Annotated in this window: 28 protein-coding genes; 19 read left to right on the top strand and 9 right to left on the bottom strand. The window is 60.8% G+C overall.

Going from position 1 to position 26859, the window contains the following annotated elements:
- Positions 1–21 precede the first annotated feature (21 nt).
- A complete protein-coding gene (gene recN / locus J9788_RS19260) occupies positions 22–1683 on the bottom strand; it encodes a DNA repair protein RecN (protein ID WP_004929104.1) in 1662 nt (553 codons plus the stop codon).
- An 86-nt stretch (positions 1684–1769) separates the two neighbouring features.
- A complete protein-coding gene (nadK, locus tag J9788_RS19255; RefSeq protein ID WP_015378817.1) occupies positions 1770–2648 on the bottom strand; it encodes an NAD(+) kinase in 879 nt (292 codons plus the stop codon).
- Positions 2649–2773: 125 nt separating this feature from the next.
- On the opposite strand from nadK, the gene grpE reads away from it, so the two are divergent.
- Positions 2774–3358 (top strand): nucleotide exchange factor GrpE, encoded by a 585-nt coding sequence (gene grpE, locus J9788_RS19250; RefSeq protein WP_025159545.1) that lies wholly within the window; start codon positions 2774–2776, stop codon positions 3356–3358.
- A 56-nt stretch (positions 3359–3414) separates the two neighbouring features.
- Here the strand turns inward: grpE and ung are convergent, their stop codons facing one another.
- Complete coding sequence (gene ung / locus J9788_RS19245) at positions 3415–4098, bottom strand: uracil-DNA glycosylase (RefSeq protein WP_004929112.1); 684 nt, start codon at positions 4096–4098, stop codon at positions 3415–3417.
- A gap of 347 nt (positions 4099–4445) precedes the next feature.
- On the opposite strand from ung, the gene grcA reads away from it, so the two are divergent.
- The 3 genes from grcA (at position 4446) to J9788_RS19230 (ending at position 6721) form a co-directional block, all read left to right on the top strand.
- Entirely contained in the window at positions 4446–4829 is a 384-nt protein-coding gene (grcA, locus tag J9788_RS19240; RefSeq protein WP_004929114.1) for an autonomous glycyl radical cofactor GrcA, read from the top strand.
- A gap of 184 nt (positions 4830–5013) precedes the next feature.
- A complete protein-coding gene (locus J9788_RS19235; protein ID WP_182265550.1) occupies positions 5014–5973 on the top strand; it encodes a DUF2974 domain-containing protein in 960 nt (319 codons plus the stop codon).
- Positions 5966–6721: an ankyrin repeat domain-containing protein gene (locus tag J9788_RS19230; protein ID WP_182265549.1), complete on the top strand. Its 756-nt coding sequence runs from the start codon at positions 5966–5968 to the stop codon at positions 6719–6721. Before J9788_RS19235 ends, J9788_RS19230 begins: the two co-directional genes overlap by 8 nt.
- 52 nt (positions 6722–6773) lie before the next feature.
- Here J9788_RS19230 and srmB read toward each other — a convergent pair whose 3' ends face one another.
- Positions 6774–8096: an ATP-dependent RNA helicase SrmB gene (srmB, locus tag J9788_RS19225; protein ID WP_004929122.1), complete on the bottom strand. Its 1323-nt coding sequence runs from the start codon at positions 8094–8096 to the stop codon at positions 6774–6776.
- Positions 8097–8195: 99 nt separating this feature from the next.
- On the opposite strand from srmB, the gene J9788_RS19220 reads away from it, so the two are divergent.
- Positions 8196–8975: a tRNA1(Val) (adenine(37)-N6)-methyltransferase gene (locus J9788_RS19220; protein ID WP_241427901.1), complete on the top strand. Its 780-nt coding sequence runs from the start codon at positions 8196–8198 to the stop codon at positions 8973–8975.
- 38 nt (positions 8976–9013) lie between these two features.
- Here the strand turns inward: J9788_RS19220 and nadB are convergent, their stop codons facing one another.
- Positions 9014–10615, bottom strand: a complete 1602-nt coding sequence (gene nadB, locus J9788_RS19215; protein ID WP_019452310.1) for an L-aspartate oxidase — start codon at positions 10613–10615, stop codon at positions 9014–9016.
- A gap of 214 nt (positions 10616–10829) precedes the next feature.
- Here nadB and rpoE point away from each other — a divergent pair, with 214 nt between their 5' ends.
- The 4 genes from rpoE to rseC are packed head-to-tail and all read left to right on the top strand — an operon-like array spanning position 10830 to position 13521.
- Positions 10830–11405 (top strand): RNA polymerase sigma factor RpoE, encoded by a 576-nt coding sequence (rpoE, locus tag J9788_RS19210; protein ID WP_004929136.1) that lies wholly within the window; start codon positions 10830–10832, stop codon positions 11403–11405.
- Between the two features lie 30 nt (positions 11406–11435).
- The gene (rseA, locus tag J9788_RS19205; protein ID WP_046897774.1) at positions 11436–12089 is read left to right on the top strand and encodes an anti-sigma-E factor RseA; all 654 of its coding nucleotides are present in this window, start codon (positions 11436–11438) and stop codon (positions 12087–12089) included.
- Positions 12089–13045 (top strand): sigma-E factor regulatory protein RseB, encoded by a 957-nt coding sequence (gene rseB / locus J9788_RS19200; RefSeq protein WP_025303948.1) that lies wholly within the window; start codon positions 12089–12091, stop codon positions 13043–13045. The genes rseA and rseB overlap by 1 nt, the downstream gene beginning before the upstream one ends.
- On the top strand, positions 13045–13521 hold the full coding sequence (gene rseC / locus J9788_RS19195; RefSeq protein WP_182265547.1) for a SoxR-reducing system protein RseC: 477 nt from the start codon (positions 13045–13047) through the stop codon (positions 13519–13521). The genes rseB and rseC overlap by 1 nt, the downstream gene beginning before the upstream one ends.
- Here rseC and J9788_RS19190 read toward each other — a convergent pair.
- Entirely contained in the window at positions 13518–14354 is an 837-nt protein-coding gene (locus J9788_RS19190) for a hypothetical protein (RefSeq protein ID WP_182265546.1), read from the bottom strand. The genes rseC and J9788_RS19190 overlap by 4 nt on opposite strands.
- Positions 14355–14873: 519 nt before the next feature.
- Between J9788_RS19190 and lepA the strand changes: the two genes are divergently transcribed.
- The 7 genes from lepA to acpS all read left to right on the top strand — a co-directional run bounded on the left by lepA (position 14874) and on the right by acpS (position 21424).
- Entirely contained in the window at positions 14874–16673 is a 1800-nt protein-coding gene (lepA, locus tag J9788_RS19185; protein ID WP_182265545.1) for a translation elongation factor 4, read from the top strand.
- A gap of 32 nt (positions 16674–16705) precedes the next feature.
- Positions 16706–17683 (top strand): signal peptidase I, encoded by a 978-nt coding sequence (lepB, locus tag J9788_RS19180; RefSeq protein WP_033644122.1) that lies wholly within the window; start codon positions 16706–16708, stop codon positions 17681–17683.
- Positions 17684–17917: 234 nt separating this feature from the next.
- A complete protein-coding gene (rnc, locus tag J9788_RS19175; protein WP_004929158.1) occupies positions 17918–18598 on the top strand; it encodes a ribonuclease III in 681 nt (226 codons plus the stop codon).
- Complete coding sequence (gene era / locus J9788_RS19170; RefSeq protein WP_004929162.1) at positions 18595–19503, top strand: GTPase Era; 909 nt, start codon at positions 18595–18597, stop codon at positions 19501–19503. The genes rnc and era overlap by 4 nt, the downstream gene beginning before the upstream one ends.
- Before the next feature lie 6 nt (positions 19504–19509).
- Positions 19510–20241, top strand: a complete 732-nt coding sequence (recO, locus tag J9788_RS19165) for a DNA repair protein RecO (RefSeq protein ID WP_015378804.1) — start codon at positions 19510–19512, stop codon at positions 20239–20241.
- A gap of 71 nt (positions 20242–20312) precedes the next feature.
- Positions 20313–21044 carry a pyridoxine 5'-phosphate synthase gene (pdxJ, locus tag J9788_RS19160; protein ID WP_046897772.1) on the top strand — a complete coding sequence of 244 codons (732 nt, stop codon included), beginning with the start codon at positions 20313–20315 and terminating at the stop codon, positions 21042–21044.
- Positions 21044–21424, top strand: a complete 381-nt coding sequence (gene acpS, locus J9788_RS19155) for a holo-ACP synthase (RefSeq protein WP_004929169.1) — start codon at positions 21044–21046, stop codon at positions 21422–21424. The genes pdxJ and acpS overlap by 1 nt, the downstream gene beginning before the upstream one ends.
- Before the next feature lie 45 nt (positions 21425–21469).
- On the opposite strand, the gene J9788_RS19150 is transcribed toward acpS, so the two are convergent.
- On the bottom strand, positions 21470–21730 hold the full coding sequence (locus J9788_RS19150; RefSeq protein ID WP_033632309.1) for a YfhL family 4Fe-4S dicluster ferredoxin: 261 nt from the start codon (positions 21728–21730) through the stop codon (positions 21470–21472).
- A gap of 53 nt (positions 21731–21783) precedes the next feature.
- Positions 21784–22632, bottom strand: a complete 849-nt coding sequence (locus J9788_RS19145; protein WP_033644119.1) for a MurR/RpiR family transcriptional regulator — start codon at positions 22630–22632, stop codon at positions 21784–21786.
- A gap of 167 nt (positions 22633–22799) precedes the next feature.
- Here J9788_RS19145 and murQ point away from each other — a divergent pair, with 167 nt between their 5' ends.
- Genes murQ through yfhb form a run of 3 tightly spaced genes read left to right on the top strand, consistent with a single transcriptional unit; the run spans position 22800 to position 25733 of the window.
- Entirely contained in the window at positions 22800–23693 is an 894-nt protein-coding gene (murQ, locus tag J9788_RS19140; protein WP_046897771.1) for an N-acetylmuramic acid 6-phosphate etherase, read from the top strand.
- Positions 23694–23711: 18 nt separating this feature from the next.
- Positions 23712–25073 carry a PTS transporter subunit EIIC gene (locus J9788_RS19135; RefSeq protein WP_182265544.1) on the top strand — a complete coding sequence of 454 codons (1362 nt, stop codon included), beginning with the start codon at positions 23712–23714 and terminating at the stop codon, positions 25071–25073.
- A gap of 3 nt (positions 25074–25076) precedes the next feature.
- Positions 25077–25733: a phosphatidylglycerophosphatase C gene (gene yfhb / locus J9788_RS19130; protein WP_046897770.1), complete on the top strand. Its 657-nt coding sequence runs from the start codon at positions 25077–25079 to the stop codon at positions 25731–25733.
- 45 nt (positions 25734–25778) lie between these two features.
- Here yfhb and J9788_RS19125 read toward each other — a convergent pair whose 3' ends face one another.
- The gene (locus tag J9788_RS19125; RefSeq protein WP_182265543.1) at positions 25779–26831 is read right to left on the bottom strand and encodes a DUF2157 domain-containing protein; all 1053 of its coding nucleotides are present in this window, start codon (positions 26829–26831) and stop codon (positions 25779–25781) included.
- Positions 26832–26859 lie beyond the last annotated feature (28 nt).

The following is a 26859-nucleotide window of genomic DNA, read 5'->3' as shown; positions in this document are numbered from 1 at the left end:
AAGTGAAAAAGTTGAGCTTTTTTATGCCGCCAGCAGTTCTTTGGCATTGGCCAGCGTATTGCGAGTGACTTCGCTGCCGCCGAGCAGGCGCGCCAGCTCCTGCAGGCGGGCGCGTTTATCCAGCGGCGCCATCTGGGTTTCGGTGACCGTGCCGTCGGTCTGCTTGCTGACGAACAGGTGCTGATGCCCGCATCCGGCCACCTGCGGCAGGTGGGTGACGCACATCACCTGGGTGGATTCGCCGAGCTGGCGCAGCAGGCGGCCGACGATGGCGGCGGTCGGGCCGCTGATGCCCACGTCCACCTCATCGAAGATCAGCGCCGGGGTTTCCATCTTGCGGGCGGTGATCACCTGAATGGCCAGCGCGATGCGCGACAGCTCGCCGCCGGAGGCGACCTTCGCCAGCGGCTGCAGCGGTTGCCCCGGGTTGGTGGAGACGCAGAACTCGGTACGGCTGGCCCCTTCGGCGCTAAGATGCTGCGGTTCGAAGCGCACATCGATGTTGAACTTGCCGTGCGGCATGGAGAGCGCCTGCATGCTGTCGGTGATGAGCGTGGTCAGCTCGGCGGCGTAATGCAGGCGTTTCTGGTGCAGCTCTTCCGCCAGCGCCAGCGCCTGCTGGTGATGCAGGGTGACCGCCTCGTTCAGGTGTTCATGGTCGCTTTCCTGCTGCGACAGCAGCTGCTGTTCATCCAGTAACTGCTGATGCAGCTGCGGCAGCTCCTCCGGCGCGACCTGATGTTTGCGCGCCAGGCTGATTTGGCGCGACAGGCGTTGTTCCAGCTCGTGCAGACGATTGGGATCGAGATCCATGCGATCGGCGTAATGGCGCAGCTCGTCGCTGGCTTCGCTGATCTGGATAGAGGCCTCTTCCAGCATGTCCAGCAGGCCGCTGAGCTTATCGTCCAACCCGGCCAGCTCAAGCAGCAGGTGTTTGGCGCTGTAAAGCTGGCTGAGCATGTTGTTCTCGTCGCTGTCGGCCAGCAGCTGCAACGTTTGCTGGCTGAGGGTCAGCAGCTGGCCGCTGTTGGCCAGGCGCTTGTACTCGGCGTCGGTCTGTTCGAACTCGCCGGCCTGCGGCGCGAATTCGTTCAGCTCTTTCAATTGGTATTGCAGCAGCTGCTTGCGCGCTTCGCGCTCGATGGACTGCTGCTGATGGTGCGCCAGCTCGCGGCAGCTCTGATGCCAACGTTGGTAGGCCTGACTCATCGCCGCCAGCAGGGCGGGTTCATCGGCGTAGGCGTCGAGCAGCGCTTTTTGGTGCTCCGGCTTGAGCAGCAGCTGATGGGCGTGTTGACCGTGGATTTGGATCAGGCGCTGCCCCAGCTCGCGCAGCTGCGACAGCGGCACGGCGGTGCCGTTGATAAAGCCGCGCGAACGGCCGTCGGCGTTGATCACCCGGCGCAGCAGGCATTCGTTGCTGTCGTCCAACTGGTTTTGCTCCAGCCACTCGCGCGCGGACGGGGTATCCGCCAGCGAGAAGCGGGCGCAGATGTCGGCGCGGGCGGCTCCCAGGCGCACCACGTTGCCGTCGGCGCGGTTGCCGAGGCACAGCCCCAGCGCATCGATGGCGATGGATTTGCCGGCGCCGGTTTCACCGGTGATCGCCGTCATGCCCGGTTGAAAATCGATTTCCAACTCACGAACGATAGCAAAGTTGCTGATGGTTAATTGCGCCAGCATGGGAACCTTCCTGTGTATAAACACATAACTGTAGTTTCATACAGTATAAACTGGTTTTATATACAGTAAAGTGGCCGGCGCAGATTTTAGAACAATTTTTTCGACCAGCCCAACTTGGTGCTTAACGTGTTGAAATAGCTGTAGTCCTTCGGATGGATCAGATTCAGGTGGAAATCGCTGCGGCGGATCAGTACTTCTTCGCCTTCCTGGATCGGCAGCGCGATCTGGCTGTCGCAGCTGATCTCCAGATCGCTGCCGATCTGCGAGAATTTCAGGCGGATGGTGCTGTCGCCGTTGATCACCAGCGGCCGGGCGGAAAGGGTGTGCGGGAACATCGGCACCAGCGCGATCGCCTCCAGCGACGGGGTGAGGATCGGCCCGCCGGCGGAGAGCGAGTAGGCGGTGGAGCCGGTCGGGGTGGCGATGATCAGGCCGTCGGAGCGCTGCGAGAAGGCGAAGCGATCGTCGATGTACACCTCGAATTCGATCATGTGCGCCACTTTGCCGGGGTGCAGCACCACTTCGTTGATGGCGGTGCTGATGCGGCACTGCTGGTGCTCTTTATGCACGATGGTTTCCAGCAGGAAACGCTGTTCGTCGATGTACTCGCCTTCCAGCACGTCCGCCAGCTGCTGCAGGGCGTTGTCGGGATCGAGATCGGTGAGGAAGCCGAGGTTGCCGCGGTTGACTCCGATCACCTTGATGTCGTAGCGCGCCAGCACGCGCGCGGCGCCGAGCATGTTGCCGTCGCCGCCGACCACCACCGCCAGGTCGGCCCGCTGGCCGATATCCGCCAGGCTGCCGGTCACGGCGTCTTTCAGCCCCAAATCATGGGCGATTTGGCGTTCGACCATCACCGAATAGCCGCGGGCGACCAGCCAGTGGAACAGCATCTCGTGGGTTGCCAGCGCTGAAGGGTGACGCGGGTGGCCAACAATGCCAATACAGGTGAATTTTTTATTCATTTGCTGTGATTTTCCTCACCGGGATCCGTTTATGCCCCACATTGTGACCGGTTGACTTGAAACCCCGGTTTTGATCCCCATAATAAGCCAAGTTGCGAGATTAATGCTAAAACGCGGAGATATTCATGAGTAGTAAAGAACAGAAGACGCCAAACGAGCAAGTCTCGGAAGAAATGGAACAACACGCTCATCACGAGGATACGCTGCCGGAAGCGGCGGAAGGCGTCGATCTGCGCGATGCGCGTATCGCCGAACTGGAAGCCCAACTGGCGGAAGCTCAGCAGCACGAGCGCGACAGCCTGCTGCGCGCCAAAGCGGAAGCGGAGAACATCCGTCGCCGTGCCGAACTGGACGTCGAGAAAGCGCACAAGTTCGCCCTGGAGAAATTCTCCGGCGATCTGCTGCCGGTGATCGACAACCTGGAGCGCGCGCTGGATCTGGCGGATAAAAACAATCCGGAACTGGCCGCGATGATCGAAGGCATCGAGCTGACGCTGAAATCGCTGCTGGACGTGGTGCGCAAGTACGGCATCGAAATCGTCGGCGACGTCAACGTGCCGTTCAACCCGGAAGTGCATCAGGCGATGAGCATGATGGAATCTGCCGATCACCAGCCGAACCACGTGATGATGGTGATGCAGAAAGGCTATACGCTGAACGGCCGCTTGCTGCGTCCGGCGATGGTCGCGGTCTCCAAAGCCAAGGCTTAATCGCCCCGGCAACGGCATAAAGAAAGGCACCCGAGGGTGCCTTTTTTGTCTCTGGACTACGCCTGCGGCAGGCGCGGCATCCAGTCGATCGGCGTGAGTCCTTGCTGCTCCAGCAGCTGATTGGCCTGCGAGAAGTGGCGGCAGCCGAGGAAACCGCGGTGCGCGGAGAGCGGCGACGGGTGCGGCGCTTTCAGCACATGGTGGCGGTTGCGGTCGATAAAGTTGCCTTTCTTCTGCGCGTGCGAGCCCCACAGCAGGAACACCACGCCTTCGCGGTTCTCGTTCAGGGCGGCGATCACTTTATCGGTAAAGGTTTCCCAGCCCAGGTTGGCGTGCGAGTGCGCGCGGCCGCCTTCCACCGTCAGCACGGTGTTGAGCAGCAGCACCCCCTGTTCGGCCCAGCTTTGCAGGTAGCCGTGATCAGGGCGTTCGAAACCGGGAATGTCGGTCGCCAGCTCTTTATACATGTTCACCAGCGACGGTGGCGCCGGCACGCCGGGGCGCACCGAGAAAGAGAGGCCGTGCGCCTGATTGGGGCCGTGGTAGGGATCCTGGCCGAGGATGACGACTTTGACGTCCGCCAGCTCGGTAAAGCGGAACGCGTTGAACACGTCTTTCTGCGGTGGATAAATGGTCTTACCGGCCTGGCGTTCAGCGGCAACAAAGGCGAGCGTTTCAACAAAATAGGGCTGCTCTTTCTCTTTGCCGATCACGTCATGCCAGGTGAGGGAGGTGGCCATAAACGCTCTCCTTTGTTTTATTTAGCAATTCATGGGCTATAGCTTACCGTGTCGGCCCGCGCAGCGAAACCCGCTTTTCATTTCTCGCCGCCGTTTGTAATGCAATTATTTTTGAAAATTTACAAAAATAATTGTTTTTTTAGCGCGACGGGAAAATTGATATAAAACATAAATTTGCCCCTTCACGCCTTGTGCCTACCCGGTAAAAATTGACTTTAATCAAAGAACTGGCCCGGTCAGGCTGGTATACAGAACAACAAGACAACAATGGTTTTACCAAATGGCCGAAACCAGAATTGGGTTTTCTCACGATGTGAATTTTTACGCCCTTGTACGGAGGCAACATAATGATTACCGGTATTCAAATTACCAAAGCGAACGACCAGGCGCTGGTGAATTCTTTCTGGCTGCTGGACGATGAAAAAGCGGAAGCTCGCTGCGTGTGCGCCAAGGCCAACTACGCGGAAGATCAGGTTGTCGCGGTCAGCGATCTGGGCCAGATCGAATACCGTGAAGTGCCGCTGGAAATGCAGCCGACCGTGCGCGTGGAAGGCGGCCAGCACCTGAACGTCAACGTGCTGCGTCGCGAAACCCTGGAAGACGCGGTCAAGCATCCGGAAAAATACCCGCAGCTGACCATCCGCGTGTCCGGCTATGCGGTGCGTTTCAATTCCCTGACGCCGGAACAGCAGCGCGACGTTATCGCCCGCACCTTTACCGAAAGCCTGTAATCGGCGGCGCAGTCAATCAGGGAGCTTCGGCTCCCTTTTTTGCGCTTGATGGCCGAAAACTGAAGGCGGATCACATTCTGCACAAAGATAAGCATTCCTGATACAGAACTCATCCGACCTGCCGATAGCTAAATCAGCACCTATTCAGGTGCTAAATAAAAAAGTCTATCGACAAGGAGTCGGCATGAGTATGCCTTTAAGTTTTACCTCTGCAGTATCCCCGGTGGCCGCGATCCCTACACCTCGCGCCGCTGCCGAAACGGCGACGGCATCGCAGCCTGCGGCAGCGCCGGCAAATCCGGTGCCGGTGGCCACCCCTTCTCAGAATACGCTGAACGCGCAGAACCTGCTGAATACGCTGGTCGGCGATATCTCCGCGGCGGCGCCGACGGCGGTTGCGCCGGGCGTGACCCGGGGACAGCAATCTCAGGAAGGCGATTATGCGTTGGCGCTGTTGGCCAAGGACGTTTACTCGCTGAACGGCCAGGGCGCCGCCGGGTTCAACCGTCTGAGCGACAGCGCGTTGCTCGGGTTCGGCATCGATCCCGCCAGCCTGCACGACGCGGGCAGCGGTTTCCAGGCCGGGATTTACAGCAACGACAAGCAGTATGTGTTGGCGTTCGCCGGCACCAACGACTGGCGCGACTGGCTGAGCAACGTGCGGCAGGCGACGGGTTATGACGATGTGCAGTACAATCAGGCAGTTGCCGCCGCCAAAAGCGCCAAGACGGCCTTCGGCGATGCGCTGGTGATCGCCGGTCATTCGCTCGGCGGCGGTCTGGCGGCCACGGCGGCGCTGGCGACCGGCACCGTCGCGGTCACCTTCAATGCGGCCGGGGTGTCGGATTACACCCTGAATCGCCTGGGTATCGATCCGGCGGCGGCGAAGAAAGACGCCGAAGCCGGCGGCATTCGCCGTTACAGCGAGCAATATGACATGCTGACCAGCACCCAGGAGTCGACTTCGCTGATCCCGGACGCCATCGGCCACAACATCACCCTGGCCAACAACGATACCCTGACCGGCATCGATGACTGGCGGCCGAGCAAGCATCTGGATCGCAGCCTGACGGCGCACGGCATCGACAAGGTGATAAGCTCGATGGCGGAACAAAAGCCGTGGGAGGCGAAGGCCAATGCCTGAAGGGCGCCGCTTGCGGCGGGCGCTGGCGATAGCCTTACTGGCGCTGGTCGCGGTGACCGGTTTACTGATGATGGCTAAGGAGCAACAGATGGGGCAGGAGATTTCACCGTTTGACGGCCGCAGCAACCAGGCGCTGGCTCAGGCGGTGGCGCGCGGCGATACGCAGGGCATCGGTGCGCAGGCCACACAGGAGCGCTTGCGCGAACGGGGCGATCGGCAGGTCACGCTGTTGCAGTGGGCGGTGCTTTCGCAACAGCCGGCCAGCGTGCAGACGTTGCTGGAGCTCGGCGCCGACCCGGCGACGGCGGGGCTGGACGGCAACAGCGCGCTGCACACCGCGGCGATGTTGCAAGACGCACAGTATCTGCGGTTGTTGCTGACCGAAGGGGCGCAGGTGAACGTGCGCAATGCCGTTACCGGCGCCACGCCGCTCGCGGCGGCGGTGCTGGCCGGGCGTGAGGAACAGCTGCGGCTGCTGCTGGCGGCCGGGGCGGACACCACGTTGAGCGATCGGCTGGGGGATACCCCGCTGCATCTGGCGGCGAAGATCAACGCGCCGCACCTGGCGCTGTTGCTGTTGCAGTCTGGCGCCGATGCCCGGGCGCGCAATCAGCAGGGTTATGCGTTCCAGTTTTACTTCTCGCAAACGCCGGCGCATTTGCAGAATGACGAGCTGAAGGCGCAGTTCCGCGAGCTGGATAAATGGCTGCAGGGGCGCCGCCTGGCCACGCATTACGCGCAGCAGTAAACGCCCATAAAAAAACCGCCTGTACAGGCGGTTTTTTCTTAGGTTGCGGCGGTTATTGCGCGTCGCCGGCCGGTTTGGCCTTCGCCTGACGGCGTTTGCCGACGTTCTTGGCGTCGCGATGGCGCACTTTCACCTTGGCCTTTTCTTTGTTCTTCGCTTTGTCTTCCGCGCGTTTGGCCAGCACTTTTTTCGATGGCTTGCCGTTGCTCTTCTCGTTCGGCACTTTGGTTTTCGGCCGCAATTCGTCGATCACGCGCGCTTTCAGCGGCTCGTTCAGGTAACGGCCCACTTTGCCCAGCAGCAGATGGTCGTGCGCTTCCACCAGCGAAATGGCGGTGCCTTTGCGCCCGGCGCGGCCGGTACGGCCGATGCGGTGCAGGTAGGTATCCGCCGTGCGCGGCATGTCGAAGTTGAACACGTGGGTGATATCGAGGATGTCCAGGCCGCGCGCGGCAACGTCGGTGGCCACCAGTACGTTAACCCGGCCGTCCATCATGCGTTTGACCGCTTCGTTGCGTTTGGCCTGCACCATTTCACCTTCGAGATAGCAGGTGTTGATGCCCGCTTCGCGCAGCCAGGTGGCCAGTTCGTGCACGCGCTCGCGCTTGCGCACGAAGATCACCGATTTCTGCACGTCCGGTTGCTTCAGCAGGTGGATCAGCAGCGCGGTTTTATGCTGCACGTCATCGGCGCGATAGTACCATTGCAGGATCTTTTTGCGTTCGCGGCGCGACGGATCGGCTTCCACTTCCACCGGCTCTTTCAGGATGCGCTCGGCGAATTCGCGGATCGCTTCGCCTTCCAGCGTGGCGGAGAACAGCAGCGTCTGGTTGCGCCAGCGGGTTTCGGCGGAGATGGTTTCGATGTCCTGCGCGAAGCCCATGTCGAGCATGCGGTCGGCTTCGTCGAGGATCAGGGTTTCCACCGCGCGGCAGTCGAAGTTCTCTTCTTTAATGTATTGCAGCAAACGGCCGGTGGTGGCGACCACCACGTCCTGGTTTTCGCTGAACACTTCCGCGTGGTTCATGTAAGCGACGCCACCGGTGATGGTGGCGATATCCAGCGAGGTATGAGCAGCCAATTCACGCGCCTGGTCGGCGACCTGCATCGCCAGTTCACGCGTTGGCGTCAGGATCAGCACGCGCGGCGGGCCGGATTTCTTGCGTGGAAAGTCCAGCAGGTGCTGCAACACGGGCAGCAGGAAGGCGGCGGTTTTGCCGGTGCCGGTCGGAGCCGAACCTAAGACGTCGCGCCCGTCCATCGCCGGCGGGATCGCAGCGGCCTGAATGGCGGTGGGGCGATCGTAGCCTTTGTCGCGCAGCGCGTCGATCAGGCGATCATCGAGTTCGAGTTCGGAAAAAGTGGTTGCTGTCATGGTCTACCTCTACTTGGGGCGCCGATTATAGACGGGTTGGCCGCGATCTTCACCTATTTAAGCGGAAAGCCGCTCTTTTCCCGCCGATCAGATTGCCTTATGCTACGCCAGTTTTATAGCCAGGTGGTGAGTGTGAGCAAGCGATCGAAAGCCGATTTTACCCCGCGCCGCGGGGGGTTTACCTTTAAACAATTCTTTGTCGCCCACGATCGTTGCGCCATGAAAGTGGGCACTGACGGGGTGCTGCTCGGCGCCTGGGCGCCGCTGGGGCAGGCGCGCCGGGTGCTGGACATCGGCAGCGGCAGCGGGCTGATCGCGCTGATGCTGGCGCAGCGCAGCGGCGACGAAGTGACCATCGACGCGGTGGAACTGGATGAAGCCGCCGCCGGCCAGGCGCGCGAAAACGCGGCGGAATCGCCGTGGCTGCAGCGCATCCGCGTGCATGCGCAGGATATTCACCATTATGCGCAGCAGCATGCCGCTGAGTATGATTTGATCGTCAGCAATCCGCCGTATTTCGAGCCGGCGGTGGCCTGCCGCGATCGGGCGCGCCACAACGCGCGCTACACCGAAACCTTAACGCACGAGGCGCTGTTGGGCTGCGCCGCGCAGCTGCTGGCCGCGCAGGGCACGTTCTGCGTGGTGCTGCCGCACGACATCGGCGCCGAATTCGAACGCCTGGCGCAGCAAAGCGGTTGGCACACGGCGGCGAAAGTGAACGTCAGCGATCGGGCCGATACGCCGCTGCACCGGGTGTTGTTGGCGCTGACGCAGCGGGAAACGCCGCTGCGGGAGCAGGCGCTGGCGATCAAACAGGCCGACGGCAGCTATACCGACGATTTCCGCCGGTTGATCACCGACTTCTACCTGTTCTACTAAAAAGAAAAGGGCGCCGATAAGGCGCCCTGTCGCAGAGTTTAAGGCTGCAAAATGGTCGGCAGCGCTTCCGGCAGCAAATCCGGGTAGTCCAGCGTGTAGTGCAGGCCGCGGCTCTCTTTGCGCGCCATGGCGCTGCGCACGATAAGCTCGGCCACCTGCACCAGATTGCGCAGCTCCAGCAGGTTGTTGGAGATGCGGAAGTGAGCGTAGTACTCGTCGATTTCCGCTTGCAGCGTGTTGATGCGGCGCAGGGCGCGCTCAAGGCGCTTGGTGGTGCGCACGATGCCGACGTAATCCCACATGAACAGCCGCAGCTCGTGCCAGTTGTGCTGAATCACCACCCGTTCGTCCGCATCGTCCACCCGGCTTTCATCCCAGTGCGGCACCTGTTTGGCCTGCTGGATGAACGGCAGGCGCTGCAGAATGTCTTCCGCCGCCGACCAACCGTAAACCAGGCACTCCAGCAGCGAATTCGACGCCATGCGATTGGCGCCGTGCAGGCCGGTGTAGCTGACCTCACCGATGGCGTACAGCCCGTCGAGATCGGTGCGGCCGTGCTGATCGACCATCACGCCGCCACAGGTGTAGTGCGCCGCCGGGACGATGGGGATCGGTTGCCGGGTCAGATCGAAGCCCAGCGTCAGCAGCTTTTCGTGGATCATCGGGAAATGCTGGGTGATGAACTCCGCCGGCTTGTGGCTGATGTCCAGGTACATGCAGTCGGCGCCCAGGCGCTTCATTTCATGGTCGATGGCGCGGGCGACGATATCGCGCGGGGCCAGTTCGCCGCGCGGGTCGAAATCCGGCATAAAGCGGCTGCCGTCCGGGCGCTTCAGGTAAGCCCCTTCGCCGCGCAGCGCTTCGGTCAGCAGGAAGTTACGCGCCTGCGGGTGGAACAGGCAGGTCGGGTGGAACTGATTGAACTCCAGGTTGGCGACTCGGCAGCCGGCGCGCCAGGCCATGGCGATGCCGTCGCCGGAGGAGATGTCCGGGTTGGTGGTGTATTGGTACACCTTGGCCGCACCGCCGGTGGCCAGCACCACCGTTTTGGCGCGGTAGGTTTCCACTCGCTCCAGCTCGCGGTTCCAGACGTAAGCACCCACTACGCGGCGGGTGCCCGGCAGGCCGATTTTGTTTGACGTGATAAGGTCGACCGCGTTGCGGCGTTCCATCACGCAAATATTGGGGTGAGCGCTTGCTTTCCCCACCAGCGTGGTCTCTACTTCCTTACCGGTAGCGTCCGCGGCGTGCAGGATGCGCCGATGGCTGTGGCCGCCTTCGCGCGTGAGGTGATAATGCTCCTCGCCCTGCGCGTTGACCTCGGTGTCGAACAGCACGCCCTGATCGATCAGCCACTGCACGCAGTGGCGCGCGTTGCCGGCGATGAATTCGACGGCCTCTTTGTCGCACAGGCCGGCGCCGGCAATCAAAGTGTCATCAACGTGTGAGGCAATGCTGTCCGTCTCATCGAACACCGCGGCGATCCCGCCCTGGGCGTAAAAGGTGGCCCCCTCGCTGAGCGGCCCCTTGCTGAGAACGGTAACCTTGCAATGCTGCGCCAGGCGCAGCGCCAGTGACAGGCCCGCAGCGCCGCTGCCGACGATCAGTACATCGCTAACATGTTCAGATGATGGTTGCATAACGTATGATGTGTGCAGAAGAAGAGTGAATTTCATGTTAGCCTAACTGTCCGGGCAAAAGCCACGGATAGGGTGACATCAACAGAAAAAACAATGGCGATATGGAACTTCGTGTTCTATATGAACTCCAAGCGAGTGCTTGCTCAGGAAAATAATGTATGGCTGGCAGTACAATTTTACGCGTGGAGACGGATTTGGGGAGAGTTTACCTCGGATGAGCGAGCAGTTAACGGATCAAGTTCTGGTTGAGCGGGTCCAAAAGGGCGACCAGAAATCGTTTAACCTACTGGTAGTGCGCTATCAGCATAAGGTGGCGAGTCTCGTTTCCCGCTATGTGCCGCAGGGCGATGTGCCCGATGTGGTGCAGGAGTCGTTTATCAAGGCCTATCGCGCACTGGAATCGTTCCGTGGCGACAGCGCTTTTTATACCTGGTTGTATCGAATCGCCGTGAACACGGCAAAGAATTATCTGGTTGCTCAGGGGCGCCGTCCGCCATCCAGTGATGTGGACGCCAACGATGCGGAAAATTACGAAAGTGCGGGCGCACTGAAAGAAATTTCGAACCCTGAGAACTTAATGTTGTCAGAAGAGCTGAGACAGATAGTTTTCCGTACCATTGAGTCTCTCCCTGAGGATCTTCGCATGGCGATTACCCTGCGGGAGTTGGATGGTCTAAGCTACGAAGAGATAGCCGCCATCATGGATTGCCCGGTCGGAACCGTACGTTCGCGTATTTTCCGCGCCCGGGAAGCTATCGATAATAAAGTTCAACCGCTGATCCAGCGTTAGCAATGGCGGGCACAGGAAGGGTACTTAGGCATGCAGAAAGAAAAGCTTTCCGCTCTGATGGATGGTGAATCGTTCGACAGCGAGCTGTTGAGTTCTCTGTCGCAAGATCGAACGCTTCAGCAAAGCTGGCAGAGCTATCACCTGATACGTGACACACTGCGGGGTGATATCGGACAAGTGATGCATTTCGATATCGCCGATCGCGTCGCCGCTGCACTTGAGAAAGAACCTGCCCGGCTGGTGCCTTCCGCCGTTCAGGAATCTCAGCCGCAGCCGCACACCTGGCAGAAAATGCCGTTCTGGGACAAAGTGCGTCCTTGGGCTAGCCAGATTACGCAAATCGGCATGGCGGCCTGCGTGTCGCTGGCGGTCATCGTCGGCGTGCAGCACTACAACCAGCCTTCTGCGGAATCGAACGCCGCCGAATCGCCGGCCTTCACCACGCTGCCGATCATGGGCCAGGCCTCACCGGTCAGCCTGGGCGTTCCTGCCGACAGTTTCTCCACCGGCAGCGGCCAACAGCAGCAGGTGCAGGAACAGCGTAAGCGTATCAACGCCATGCTGCAGGACTATGAACTGCAACGTCGCCTGCATTCGGATCAGCTGCAGCTTGAGCAAAGTAATCCGCAACAGGCTGCCATTCAGGTTCCCGGAACTCAGTCTTTAGGAATGCAACAGCAGTAATGAAGCAAATCTGGTTCTCCGTTTGTTTATTGACGGGCAGCCTGCTCTATTCCAGCATCGCCCCGGCGCAGCCGACTGCGTCCGGGGCGTTATTGCAACAGATGAGCAGCGCCAGCCGTTCTCTCAATTACGAGCTCGCCTACATCAGCATCAGCAAGCAGGGAATCGAGTCGTTGCGCTATCGCCATGCGGTGATCGGCAACGTGCCGCTCGGCCAGCTGTTGCACATGGACGGCCCGCGCCGCGAAGTGCTGCAGCGCGGCGGCGGGATCAGCTACTTCGAACCCGGCCTGGAGCCGTTCACGCTCACCGGCGATCACATCGTCGATGCGTTGCCGGCGATCGTTTATGCCGATTTCACCCGCCTGGCCAAGTACTACGACTTCATCTCCGTGGGCAGCACCCGCATCGCCGATCGGCCGTGTGAAGTGCTGCGCGTGGTGGCGCGCGACGGTTCCCGCTACAGCTACATCGTCTGGATGGACGAGGACACCAAGCTGCCGCTGCGGGTGGATTTGCTCGATCGCGACGGCGAAACGCTGGAGCAATATCGGGTGATCTCCTTCGCAGTCGGCGCCGACGTGCAGGGTGCGATGCAGGGGCTGCTCAAAGCCAACCTGCCGCCGCTGCTGTCGCTGCCGGCGGTGGAAAACGTCCAGCTGAGCTGGAGCACCGGCTGGCTGCCGGCGGGGGTAGACGAGGTGGCGCGCAACCGCCGTAAATTGCCGAATGTCGCCGTGCCGGTTGAATCCCGCCTTTACAGCGACGGCTTGTTCAGCTTCTCGGTCAACGTCAGCCCGGCGGGCAGCGGAGCCGGGCAGCAGTACTACCGTCAAGGGCGCCGCACCATCCAGACCGAAGTGCGCGCGGGCAACGAAATCACGATTGTGGGCGAATTGCCGCCGGCGACGGCCAAACGCATCGCCGACAGCATTTCTTTCAAGGTATCGCCGTAATGATGAAAGAGTGGGCCACGGTGGTTTCGTGGCAACAGGGCGTAGCGCTGTTGCGCTGTGAACCCAAGGCCGGCTGCGGCAGCTGCACCGCGCGCTCCGGCTGTGGCGCGCGCGCGTTGAACGAACTGGTGCCGGAAACCGAGCATCAGCTGCAGGTGCATATCGATCAGCCGCTCGAGCCGGGGCAGCGCGTCGAGGTCGGCATCGCGGAAGGCAGCCTGCTGCGCTCCGCCATGCTGGTTTACCTGACGCCGCTGCTGGGGATGATGCTGGGCGGCGCGTTATTGCAATATTGTTTCGGCAGCGACGCCTCGGCGGCAGTCGGCGCCGTACTGGGCGGCGGGGCGGCCTTTATATTGGCGCGCCGCTTGGCCCGGCGTCTGGGCGAGCAGGCCGATTATCAGCCGGTGGTGCTGCAGATTGGGTTGCCGCCTACCGCACTGCGCATGCAGGCGGAAAACTCCCCGCTGATTTAAACCGACGGCCGCGTCATTGCCGGGGTGTGATAGGCGGGGATGCGGTTGTGGATCATATGTTCCAGCAGCGCGATGAACAGATCGGCGCTGAGCAGCGAATCGGCGTTGATAGCGAACAGCACATTGCCCTGGCCGTCGAATAAGCGGATGCCGCGCTGCGGATGATTTTCCAACGCGCGGATCTGCTCGATAGGCACGTTGCCCCGTTCAGTGGTCAGCAGGGTGGCGCTCAGCCGCAGCGTTTCGGTCGGCGTGCCTTGCCGTTTGCCGAGCAGCAGTTGCCACAACCAGCGTGCGTTGCCCTCAACGGTGTGAAACGACACCGTCTCCCCCTGATAAAGCGCATTCAACGCCAGCGGCCCGCGTTGCTGCAGCTGCTGATCGACGATCACGTCCGCCAGCCGCCACGAATGGGCGACATTGCTGAAGACCGTACACCAGGGCTGATCCGCGCCGGCGCGAAACGCCGTGACGTCAAACAACCCGCCAAAAGCCTTGCCGCCGCGAAAGCGATAGATGTCGCCGATTTTCTCAAACGGGATGAAACGCTCTTTGTGATGATGGCCGTCAAAGACCCGCACGCCGTGCTCGTAGAGCCGATATGTCAACACCGGGCGCAGGTAATGCCGCAGCGCCAGCAGCGTACAGCCGAGTAAAATTGTGCCCGCGCCGGCCTGCAACAGCGTGATGACGTCGTTCTCATCAATGCTGCTCAGCAGCGGCAGCACCAACAGCGCCGCACCCACGCTAAACAGCAGCGCCGCCGCTGCCAGAATGCCCCAGTTGACCTTCGAAAAATCGTGCCGGCTCAGCATTTGCCCTTTATCGATCATAATGCACCTTCCAATCAACGTACGCAGATATGCTGGTGAACCCCGGTGGGCTGCCGATGTAGTGCCCGGAATAATGTTTTGTCGCGGAGTTCACGCCCTTTCTATCCGAGGGAAGGCAGTGGCGTATATGGGGTTTTTCCTAAAGGATGTGGGGCAGAATCGAATTCTAAGAGGTTGATCCAAATATTCTTTTTCGATAATTTCAGAAGGGGTTTATTGCGCTGCGGCCGGTTATGTATTAGCGCCGGAGTTTGACGGCCACGGAGCGCCTGCAAACCTTGGGTTCAGGCCGTATGGCCCGTGTTAACATCTGTTTTCATCAGCCGGGGCGCCCTGTAACATTTAACTGCGCATAATAGAATGCCTTCACTGCACCGATCGCTAGGTTTTCAGTGGTGTGGCATGTAGAATGCAGCGATTCAGGTGCAAGACGGCCTAACCCATTCACTGTCGCTTTAGGTCCATGCGGGTTTCTATAGGCGAGTAATTCAGAAATACCAAGGCAGAAAAACTTTTATAATGAAGCATATACGAAATTTCTCCATTATTGCCCATATTGACCACGGTAAGTCGACGCTGTCTGACCGCATTATCCAAATCTGCGGTGGCCTGTCCGACCGTGAAATGGCTGCGCAGGTGCTCGATTCCATGGATCTGGAGCGCGAGCGCGGCATCACCATCAAGGCGCAGAGCGTCACGCTGGATTACAAGGCGCTGGATGGGCAGACCTATCAGCTTAACTTTATCGACACCCCTGGCCACGTTGACTTCTCCTATGAAGTGTCCCGCTCGCTGGCGGCCTGCGAAGGCGCGCTGCTGGTGGTGGACGCCGGTCAGGGCGTAGAAGCCCAGACGCTGGCCAACTGCTACACCGCGATCGAAATGGATCTGGAAGTGGTGCCGGTGTTGAACAAAATCGACCTGCCGGCCGCCGATCCGGATCGCGCCGCGCAGGAAATTGAAGACATTGTTGGCATCGACGCCACCGATGCGGTGCGTTGCTCGGCCAAAACCGGCGTCGGCGTGCCCGACGTGCTGGAGCGCCTGGTGCGCGACATTCCTGCGCCGCAGGGCGATCCGAATGCGCCGCTGCAGGCGTTGATCATCGACTCCTGGTTCGATAACTACCTGGGCGTCGTGTCGCTGGTGCGCGTCAAGAACGGGACGCTGCGCAAGGGCGACAAGATCAAGGTCATGAGCACCGGCCAGGTGTACAACGCCGATCGTTTGGGCATTTTCACGCCGAAGCAGGTCGATCGCGACGTGCTGAACTGCGGCGAAGTGGGCTGGCTGGTCTGTGCGATCAAAGACATCCTCGGCGCGCCGGTGGGCGATACCCTGACGCAGGCGCGCCAGCCGGCGGATAAAGCGCTGCCGGGCTTCAAGAAAGTGAAGCCGCAGGTGTATGCCGGTCTGTTCCCGATCAGCTCCGACGACTATGAATCTTTCCGCGATGCGCTGGGCAAGCTGAGCCTCAACGACGCTTCGCTGTTCTACGAACCGGAAAGCTCCACCGCGTTGGGCTTCGGCTTCCGCTGCGGCTTCCTCGGTCTGCTGCACATGGAGATCATTCAGGAGCGTCTGGAGCGTGAATACGATCTGGATCTTATCACCACCGCGCCGACGGTAGTCTACGAAGTGGAAACCACCGGCAAAGAAGTGATCTACGTCGACAGCCCGTCCAAGCTGCCGCCGTTGAACAACATCCAGGAACTGCGCGAGCCGATCGCCGAATGCCACATGCTGATGCCGCAGGAATACCTGGGCAACGTCATCACCCTGTGCGTTGAGAAACGCGGCGTGCAGACCAACATGGTCTACCACGGCAACCAGGTGGCGTTGACCTATGAAATCCCGATGGCGGAAGTGGTGCTCGACTTCTTCGACCGCCTGAAGTCCACGTCGCGCGGTTATGCGTCGCTGGATTACAACTTCAAGCGCTTCCAGGCCTCCGACATGGTGCGCGTGGACGTGCTGATCAACAACGAGCGCGTGGATGCGCTGGCGCTGATCACCCACCGCGACAACTCGCAGTATCGCGGCCGTGAATTGGTGGAAAAGATGAAAGATCTGATCCCGCGTCAGCAGTTCGACATCGCGATTCAGGCGGCGATTGGCACGCACATCATCGCGCGCTCCACCGTGAAGCAGCTGCGTAAAAACGTGCTGGCGAAATGCTACGGCGGTGACGTCAGCCGTAAGAAAAAGCTGCTGCAGAAACAGAAAGACGGTAAGAAGCGCATGAAGCAGGTCGGCAACGTCGAGCTGCCGCAGGAAGCGTTCCTGGCCATTCTGCACGTCGGTAAAGACGGCAAGTAACCGCGACGAGTTCGCGAAACGAGGGAGTTTGCATGGCGAATATGTTTGCCCTGATCCTGGCGTTGGCCACCCTGGTCACCGGGATCATCTGGTGCTTCGAGCGCTTTAAATGGGCGCCGGCCCGCCGCGCGAAGATTGCGGCGGTCAACGAGCAGACCGCGGGCGCAGTAGACGATAAAACGCTGGCGAAAGTGGCTAAGCAGCCAGGCTGGGTAGAGACCGGGGCATCGGTCTTCCCGGTGTTGCTGCTGGTCTTTGTGGTGCGCTCGTTTATTTACGAACCGTTCCAAATCCCGTCCGGCTCAATGATGCCGACGCTGTTGATTGGCGATTTCATTCTGGTGGAGAAATATGCTTACGGCATTAAAGATCCGATAACCCAGACCACGCTAATTGAAACCGGTCATCCGAAGCGCGGCGATATTGCGGTATTTAAATATCCGCTGGATCCGAAGCTGGATTATATCAAGCGCGTGATTGGCCTGCCGGGCGACCGTATTACTTACGATCCGGTGAATAAGCGCGTTACGGTGCAGCCGTCGTGCAACAGCGGGCAGTCCTGCGATACCGCGCTGGCGGTCACCTACGCCGACGCGCAGCCGAGCGACTTCGTACAGCTGTTCAGCCGCAGCGGCATGGGCGAGGCCAGCAACGGTTTCTACCAGATCCCGCTGAATGACAACGTGCCGCAGGGCGGCATTCGTCTGCGTGAACGTCAGGAGAGCCTGGGCAACGTGACGCACCGCATCCTGACCGTGCCGGGCACGCAGGATCAGGTGGGCGCTTACTACCAACAGCCGGGCAAACCGCTGGCGGAGTGGGTGGTGCCGGCCGGGCATTACTTCATGATGGGCGACAACCGCGACAACAGCGCGGACAGCCGTTACTGGGGCTTTGTGCCGGAGAAGAATCTGGTGGGTAAAGCCACGGCCATCTGGATGAGCTTTGAAAAGCAGGAAGGCGAGTGGCCTACCGGCGTGCGTTTCAGCCGGATTGGCGGCATTCATTAATCGCTGATTTATTCCCTGTCAATTTCACGCCGCAGCCTGTTGCGGCGTGAAAGATTAAGGGGATATAAACACAGCATTATGTTTCCACTCGTTGTAGAATACTTTCTCGAGCGATAAAAGTTGGCTCCTGCTGGGAGCCACTGCAAACGAAACAGCTTTGGATCGGCTTTCGGCGAAGCAGGCCTGTTCCGTATGCTGCAAGTTTTTGACGCATTCTTGATCTATTGGTAACTCATGAACCCCATCGTAATAAACAGGCTGCAGCGGAAGCTGGGCTACACTTTTCAACAGCAGGAGCTTTTACTGCAGGCTTTGACTCACCGCAGCGCCAGCAGTAAACACAATGAACGTCTTGAGTTTCTGGGTGACTCGATTCTTAGCTTTGTCATCGCCAATGCGCTCTATCACCGCTTTCCTCGCGTAGACGAGGGCGATATGAGCCGCATGCGCGCCACGCTGGTGCGCGGCAACACGCTGGCGGAGATGGCGCGCGAGTTTGACCTGGGCGAATGTCTGCGGCTTGGGCCGGGCGAATTGAAAAGTGGTGGGTTCCGCCGCGAGTCAATCCTGGCGGATACGGTGGAGGCATTGATCGGCGGCGTGTTCCTGGACAGCGACATCCAGACCGTCGAGCGCCTGATTTTGGACTGGTATCGCAGCCGGTTGGACGAAATCAGCCCCGGTGATAAGCAGAAAGACCCGAAAACCCGTTTGCAGGAATTTTTGCAGGGGCGTCATCTGCCGTTGCCTTCTTATTTGGTGGTGCAGGTTCGCGGTGAAGCGCACGACCAAGAGTTTACCATCCACTGCCAGGTGAGTGGTTTGAGCGAGCCCGTGGTGGGCACCGGCTCGAGCCGCCGTAAAGCCGAGCAGGCGGCAGCGGAACAAGCGCTGAAAAAGCTGGAGCTTGAATGAGTGAAGTAAAACAACACTGCGGTTTTATCGCCATCGTCGGCCGCCCGAACGTGGGCAAATCGACGTTGCTGAACCAACTGCTGGGGCAGAAGGTTTCCATTACGTCGCGTAAGCCGCAGACGACACGTCACCGCATCATGGGCATCGACACCGATGGCGCCTATCAGGCGATCTACGTCGATACCCCCGGGCTGCACATCGAAGAAAAACGCGCCATCAACCGTTTGATGAACCGCGCGGCCAGCAGCTCGATCGGCGACGTCGAACTGGTTATCTTCGTGGTCGAAGGCACCAACTGGACCGCCGACGACGAAATGGTGGTCAACAAGCTGCGCAGCCTGCGCTGCCCGGTATTGCTGGCGATCAACAAGGTCGATAACGTCACCGACAAATCCAAGCTGTTGCCGCACATCGCGTTCCTCAGCCAGCAGATGAATTTCCTCGACGTGGTGCCTATCTCCGCCGAGAAAGGAATGAACGTCGACACCATCGCCGGCATCGTGCGCAAGCTGCTGCCGGAAGCGGAGCACCACTTCCCGGAAGACTACATCACCGATCGCTCCCAGCGCTTTATGGCGTCCGAGATCATCCGCGAGAAGCTGATGCGTTTCCTGGGCGAAGAGCTGCCGTATTCGGTGACGGTGGAAATCGAACAGTTCGTGGCCAACGATCGCGGCGGCTACGATGTGCACGGCCTGATCCTGGTCGAGCGCGAAGGCCAGAAGAAAATGGTCATCGGCAACAAGGGCGCCAAGATCAAAACCATCGGCATCGAAGCGCGCCAGGACATGGAACAGATGTTCGACGCTAAAGTGCATCTGGAGCTGTGGGTGAAAGTGAAATCCGGTTGGGCGGACGACGAACGTGCGCTGCGCAGCCTGGGCTATGTTGACGATCTGAAGTAACGATCCGTGGACGGCTGGGAGCGCGCTTTCGTCCTGCATGGGCGGCCGTACAGTGAAACCAGTCTGATGCTGGATCTGTTTACCGAAGGTCATGGGCGGGTGCGCTTGCTGGCGAAAGGCGCGCGCAGCCGCCGCTCCAATCTGAAGGGTTGCCTGCAGCCCTTTACCCCCCTGTTAGTACGCTGGGGCGGCCGCGGCGAAGTGAAAACGCTGCGCAACGCCGAAGCGGTCTCTCTCGGTTTACCCCTCAGCGGCATGATGCTTTACAGCGGCTTGTATGTGAACGAACTGCTGGCGCGCGTGCTGGAGCAGGAAACCAACTACTCGGTGCTGTTCTTCGACTACCTGCAGTGCCTGCAGGCGCTGGCGGCGGAAGACAGCTCGCCGGAACAGGCGCTGCGCCAGTTCGAGCTGGCCTTGTTGCAGCACCTGGGTTACGGCCTCGATTTCCTGCACTGCGCCGGCAGCGGCCTGCCGGTGGATGACGCCATGACTTACCGCTATCGTGAAGAGAAAGGCTTTATCGCCAGCCTGGTGGTGGATCACTACAGCTTCACCGGGCGCGAACTGCGCGCGCTGGCGGAGCGGCAGTTTCCCGATGCCGAAACGCTGCGTGCCGCCAAGCGTTTCACCCGCATGGCGCTGAAACCCTACCTCGGCGGCAAGCCGTTGAAGAGCCGCGAACTGTTTCGCCAATTCGTGCGCAAACAGCCGAATACGCCGGTCGACGACGCCTGACCTTTTCCCCTTTTGCCGTTCTGCGCCCACGTGTAAACTGCTGGCACTGAAAATCGTATTTAGAGGTTGTCATGGCTGATTTACTGCTGGGCGTCAATATCGATCACATCGCCACGTTACGTAACGCGCGCGGAACCCAATATCCGGATCCGGTTCAGGCGGCATTCATTGCCGAACAGGCGGGGGCTGACGGCATTACCGTGCATCTGCGCGAAGACCGCCGCCACATCACCGATCGCGACGTGCGTTTGCTGCGCCAGACCATCCAGACGCGCATGAATCTGGAGATGGCGGTGACCGACGAGATGCTGGACATCGCCGTGGAGCTGAAGCCGCATTTCTGCTGCCTGGTGCCGGAAAAGCGCGAAGAAGTGACTACCGAAGGCGGCCTGGACGTCGCCGGCCAGTTGGACAAAATGAGCGTGGCGGTTGAGCGCCTGGCGCAGGCGGGCATTCTGGTCTCGCTGTTCATCGATCCCGATCATCGCCAAATCGACGCGGCGGTGGCGGTGGGCGCCCCCTATATCGAAATCCACACCGGCGCCTACGCCGAAGCGCAGGGCGAGCTGGCGGTACAGGCCGAGCTGCGCCGCATCGCGGTCGCCGCCGCCTACGCGGCCGAGAAGGGGCTGAAGGTCAACGCCGGTCACGGCCTGACCTATCACAACGTGCAGCCGATCGCCGCGCTGCCGGAAATGCACGAGCTGAACATCGGCCATGCGATTATCGGCCAGGCGGTCATGTGCGGGCTGCCGGCCGCGGTTGCCGACATGAAAGTGCTGATGCGGGAAGCGCGCCGGTAATGGCGGTGCTCGGGCTGGGTACCGACATCGTCGAGATGGCGCGTATCGAAGCGGTGGTGGAGCGCAGCGGCGATCGTCTGGCGCGCCGGGTGCTGAGCGATGCCGAGTGGGCGCTGTACCAGCAGCACCAGCAGCCGATTCGCTTTCTGGCCAAGCGTTTCGCCGTGAAAGAGGCCGCCGCCAAGGCGTTCGGCACCGGCATTCGCAACGGTCTGGCGTTCAACCAGTTCGAGGTGTTCAACGATGCGTTGGGCAAACCGAATATTCGTTTGCACGGCCGCGCCGCCGAGCTGGCGGGGGAGATGGGGGTCACCGCGATCCACGTTTCGCTGGCCGATGAACGGCGCTACGCCTGCGCGACGGTGATCGTCGAAAGCTGAAAAGAGAAAGGGCGCCTATGGCGCCCTTGTCAGTCCTGCGGCGGGTTAAATGCGATCGGCGTGGTGCAACACCACAAACTTATCCCACAGCTGCTCATTAGTCTCGCGATGCTGCGGATCGGTAATGATGGTGTTGTCGATGGGGCAGACCTGCTGACAGGTTGGCGTATCGTAATGGCCAACGCACTCGGTGCAGCGGTCGGTATCGATTTGGTAGATCTCATCGCCCATCGAAATCGCCTGGTTCGGGCATTCCGGCTCGCACATGTCGCAGTTGATGCATTTGCGTGTGATTAGCAGGGCCATGGCGTATCTCTCATTATTAACAGGGGTATTTTTCGCAACGGCGATTATACCGGTTAAACCAATTTTTTCATTAATTGCTCGCTGTGCCTGATACGGTCGCGGGCATGATCGAGGTCGTGCTGGATCAGCGCCATAAACAGCAGGTCGGTGAGAGCGTACTGGGCGGTGCTGGAAGAGATGGCCGCGCTGCGGGTGCGGGGCTCTTCGGCGATGGTATAGAGGCAGTGATCGGCGCGTTGCTGCAGGCCGTTGGGCGAGAAGCTGGTCAGCGCCAGCACCCTGGCGCCGGCCTGGCGCGCTTCTTCCGCCGCCAGATTGATTTCACGCCGCTCGCCGCTGAAGGAGATCGCCACCAGCAGATCGCGTTTGTCCAGCGCCTGCACCGCCGCCAGTTGAACGTGCATATCCGCTTCGGCCACCGCCATCACCCCGATTTTCAGCAGCTTGAAGGAAAAATCCTTGGCCACCAGCCCGGAGGCGCCGATGCCGATCAGCATCACCCGGCGCGCCTGGCGCAGCATGTCCAGCGCCTGATGCAGCCGTTCTTCGCTGTTGATGTCCAGCGTCGCGCGCAGCGCCGCCTGCTTTTCCGCCAACAGCTTTTCACCGACGGTTTTCAGCGTGTCGCTGCTGAGAATGTGGTTATGAACGGTCACTACCGGTTCGGCCTGCGGCTGGGCCAGCGTCTCGCTCAGCGCCAGCTTCAGCGCCGGGAAACCTTTATAGCCCAGCTTTTGGGCGAACTTCACCACGCTCGACTGGCTAACGCCGGCCAACTGAGCCAGCTTTTGCGAGCTGAGATGGCGCGCCTGTTCGGCGTTGTTCAGCAAAAAATCCGCCAGCTTGCGGTCGTTTTGCGCCAGTGTTGGATACATCTGGCGAATGCGCAGAAGGGTACTCATTGATCTTTCCCAGGAAACCAGCGGTCATTTTGCCATGCAGGCGGCGAAAACGCGCGGTGAAAATTTTTGTGAGCTCGTCGTTAAAATAGCAAATAACGCTCGCTTTGTTGAATAAAATATTCAAGTATTGATTTAATTTTGTGAATTAAAAATTCAAAGGTGAACAGATGAACTTAGGCGCACTGGTATCGGAAACCCGCAACCCGGCCACCATGGGGCTGGATGAGATGTCGACGCTGGACATGGTCCGCTGCTTTAACCAGGAAGATCGCAAGGTGCCGGAGGCGATTGAAAAGGTGCTGCCGGCGATCGCGCAGGCGGTCGACCTGGCGGCGGCGGCGCTGAAGGCCGGCGGGCGGCTGATTTATTTGGGCGCCGGCACCAGCGGCCGCCTGGGCGTGCTGGATGCCTCCGAGTGCCCGCCGACTTTCGGCGTGCCGCACGGTGTGGTGGTGGGGCTGATCGCCGGCGGACCGGGCGCGCTGCTCAAAGCGGTGGAAGGGGCGGAAGATGACGCAGCCCTGGGCGAAGCCGATCTCCGGGCGCTGAATCTCACCGCCGTCGATATGGTAGTGGGGCTGGCGGCCTCCGGGCGCACGCCCTACGTGATCGGCGCGCTGCGCTATGCGCGCGGGCTGGGTTGCCCGACGGCGGCCATCTCCTGCAACCCGGATTCGCCGATCGCGCACGAAGCGCAGGTGGCGATCTCGCCGGTGGTGGGGCCGGAAGCCCTGACCGGTTCGACGCGCCTGAAATCCGGCACCGCGCAGAAGCTGGTGCTCAACATGCTGTCGACCGGCGCGATGGTCAAGCTGGGCAAGGTCTACCAGAACCTGATGGTGGACGTGAAGGCCACCAACTTTAAACTGGTGGATCGCGCCTGCCGCATCGTGGTGGAAGCCACCGGCGCCGAACGCGCTCAGGCGGAAGCGGCGCTGGCGCAGACCGGCTTTGAGGTCAAACCGGCGATCCTGATGATTTTAGCCGGCGTCAGCGCCGATGAGGCGCAGCAGCGGCTGCAGCGGCACGACGGCTACCTGCGCGCGGCGTTGGCGCGTTAATTCACGGTGGGGGCGGCGATGGACAAGACAACGGCATTGGCAACACAGATCCTGGCGGGCGTGGGGGGCGAGGGCAATATCCTCAAACTGGAGAACTGCATGACGCGGGTGCGCGTCGAGGTCAGCGACGAACAGCGTCTGGATCTGTCGGCCCTCAAGCAGCTGCCGGGGGTGAAGGGCTATATCAAGCAGGGTGAACAGCATCAGTTTATCGTCGGCCCGGGCGCCGCCGCCAAGGTGGTGGACGCCATGCGCGCCTTGCTGAGCGGCAGCGCGCAGCCCGCCGTTGGTGACGCTGCCCGCACCAAGGCGCAGGCCAAGCAAAAATACGCTGCGCCGATGAGCGGCGCGCTGAAAAAGCTGGCCGACGTTTTTATTCCGCTGATCCCGGCGTTTATCGCCTCGGGGCTGATCACCGGCATCATCAACCTGCTGAAGCGGCCCGACATCGCCGGACAGTTGGCGTTGGACTACCCGAACGCGCTGGGGCTGCTGGCGATCTTCGGCAGCGCGGTGTTCGCCATCATGAACATTCTGGTCGGGGTGAACGCCGCGCGGGTATTCGGCGGCTCACAGGCGATGGGCGGCGTGATGGCCGGCATTCTTTCCAGTCCGGCGCTGGCGCAGATCACCCTGTTCGGCGAGGCGCTGCAGCCGGGGCGCGGCGGGGTGATCGCCGTGCTGCTGGTGGTGGCGTTGATGTGCTGGGTGGAGAAACGCCTGCGCACGCTACTGCCGGAGTCGGTCGAACTGATCCTCAATCCGCTGCTGACCACGCTGGTGACCGCCTCGTTGGCGATCCTGATCCTGCAGCCGATCGGCGGCGCCATTTCCGATGCCATCGCCCACGGCGCCAATTTGGCGATCGACAAGGGCGGGCTGCTTGTCGGGGCGCTGCTCTCCGGGCTGTTCCTGCCGCTGGTGCTGTCCGGCTTGCACCAGGGGCTGGTGCCGATCCACGTCGAGCTGGTGCAGGCGCACGGTTCCAACCCGCTGTTGCCGATCCTGGCGATGGCCGGCGTCGGTCAGGTGGGGGCGGCGCTGGCGGTGCTGTTGAAAACCCGCAACGCGCGGCTGAAGAAGGTGATCAAAGGGGCGTTGCCGGTCGGCATTCTCGGCATCGGCGAGCCGCTGATCTTCGGGGTGACGCTGCCGCTGGGCCGGCCGTTTATCGGCGCCTGCCTCGGCGGTGCGGTAGGCGGCGCGCTGATCAGCTACTGGAAAGTGGCGACGGTGATTACCTTTGGCATTTCGGGGCTGCCTTTGGCGTTGACCATCGTCTCAGGTAAGGTGATGTTGTATCTGGCGGGGATGCTGATTACGATTATCGCCGGTTTTCTCTTCACCTGGATGATGGGGTTCAACGATCCCGAGGAGTAGCGTTTGAACGACAAGCAGCAACCGTCGGCCGCAGCAGGGCGCCGCGTGGTCTTTTTCGATCTGGACGGCACTCTGCATCAGGAAGATATGTTCGGCAGTTTCTTGCGTTTCCTGCTGCGCCGTTTACCGCTGAATCTGCTGCTGGTGATACCGCTGTTGCCATTGATTGGTCTGGCGCTGTTGCTGCTGGGGCGCGCCGCGCGCTGGCCGATGAGCCTGTTGCTGTGGGCTATCACCTTCGGGCGTACCGAAGCGACGCTGAAGGCGCTGGAGCGGCAGTTCATTGAGGTTTTCCGCCAGAAGGTCACTGCGTTTCCGGTGGTGCAAATGCGCTTGCGGCAGTATCTGGATGAGCACGATGCCGAGGTGTGGCTGATTACCGGCTCGCCGGAGCAACTGGTGGCGCAGGTGTATCGGGATTCGGCGTTTCTGCCGCGGGTGCGGTTGGTCGGCAGCCGCATCGCGCGTCGCTATGGCGGCTGGGTGCTGACCTTGCGCTGTCTGGGCGTGCAAAAAGTGGTGCAGCTGGAGCAACGGCTCGGCGCGCCGCTGAAGCTGTACAGCGGTTACAGCGACAGCAAGCAGGATAACCCGCTGCTGTTTTTTTGCGAGCACCGTTGGCGGGTGAGCAAGCAGGGCGAGCTGCAGCAGCTGGAATAAACAAAGGGCGGAGAATTCCGCCCTTTGCGGTTACCGCTGCCGCGATCAGTCGTCGGTTACGTCGTGTGGTTTGCGCCCGAGCTGCCAAATCTTCTCCGCATAATGCCCCAACGCCCACAGGCTCAGGCCGAGCAGCGCGAAGAAAATTGTCTTCGGCATGCTGTCCCAGAAAAACTCGAACAGGCGGGTATAGAGGTTGATGCCGAGGAAGGTCAGCCCGAAACCGCGCAGCATGGCGTCGTCATGCTTCAACCCCAGCCAGATGGCGGCGAGGGCGGCCAGCCCGAACAGCAGGCTCCAGTGGAACAGCTCAATCTGGCGCGCGCGGTACCAGCTGTCGAGATCGCCGTAGTTGCCGAAGATGGACAGCAGCCACAGCGCGATGAACAGGTACAGCAGGCCCATCGCCAGCGACACCCGCTGCAGGCCGCGCTGCGCCAAGAGCGGCCGCAGCAGCAATGCGGCGGCGATCAGCACCCCGCCGAAGGCGATAAAGCGAATCGGGTAGCTCATGCCGAGCCAGTAGGCGCCCCAGCCGGACAGGTAGCCGGTCTCGGCGCCGAAGGCATTGCCGAGCGACAGCAGGGCGAACCACCATACCAGCCCGGAGCGGCTGAGCCAGCCGATCGCGCCGTACAGCAGCGCGGCGACCAGCAGCAGCACGGAAACCCGCCCGCTGCCGTTATCCAGCCAGACGCCCAGTTGCCATAAGGCGCAGGCGGTGAGCAACACGGCGACAAACAGCGCCGCCTCATTGCCGTAGCATTTTTCCGGATGGCGTTGACGACGACGCAGCGCCCAAACATAGGCGATCGCCGCCAGTACGCCGGCGATCGCCATGCGCACCGGCGCGTCAAAGCGGAACAGTTCGCTCAGCCATTCAAGCAGTGCGCTGTCGGCGAACAGGCTGGTGACGGCGATCAGCAACGAGGCCAGCGCGGCGAGAAACGCATAGCGCGCCAGCCGTCGCCAGTCGAAAGGCTGCACGTCCACATGCAGCAGCAGTTGCTGTTGTTGCTCGGGGGTCAAGGCGCCTTCCCCAACCCAGCCGTCCAGCGCCTTGCGCACCACGACGGCGTTCTTTTTACTGAGTTTCATGTTTCTTGTCCCTGAATCACACGCTGAT

The sequence above is a fragment of the Serratia sp. X10 genome, from assembly GCF_017811775.1.
Classification (GTDB): Bacteria; Pseudomonadota; Gammaproteobacteria; order Enterobacterales; family Enterobacteriaceae; genus Serratia; species Serratia ureilytica.
Note: the sequence above shows the minus strand (reverse complement) of the source record. Positions and strands in the feature narration are given on the sequence as shown.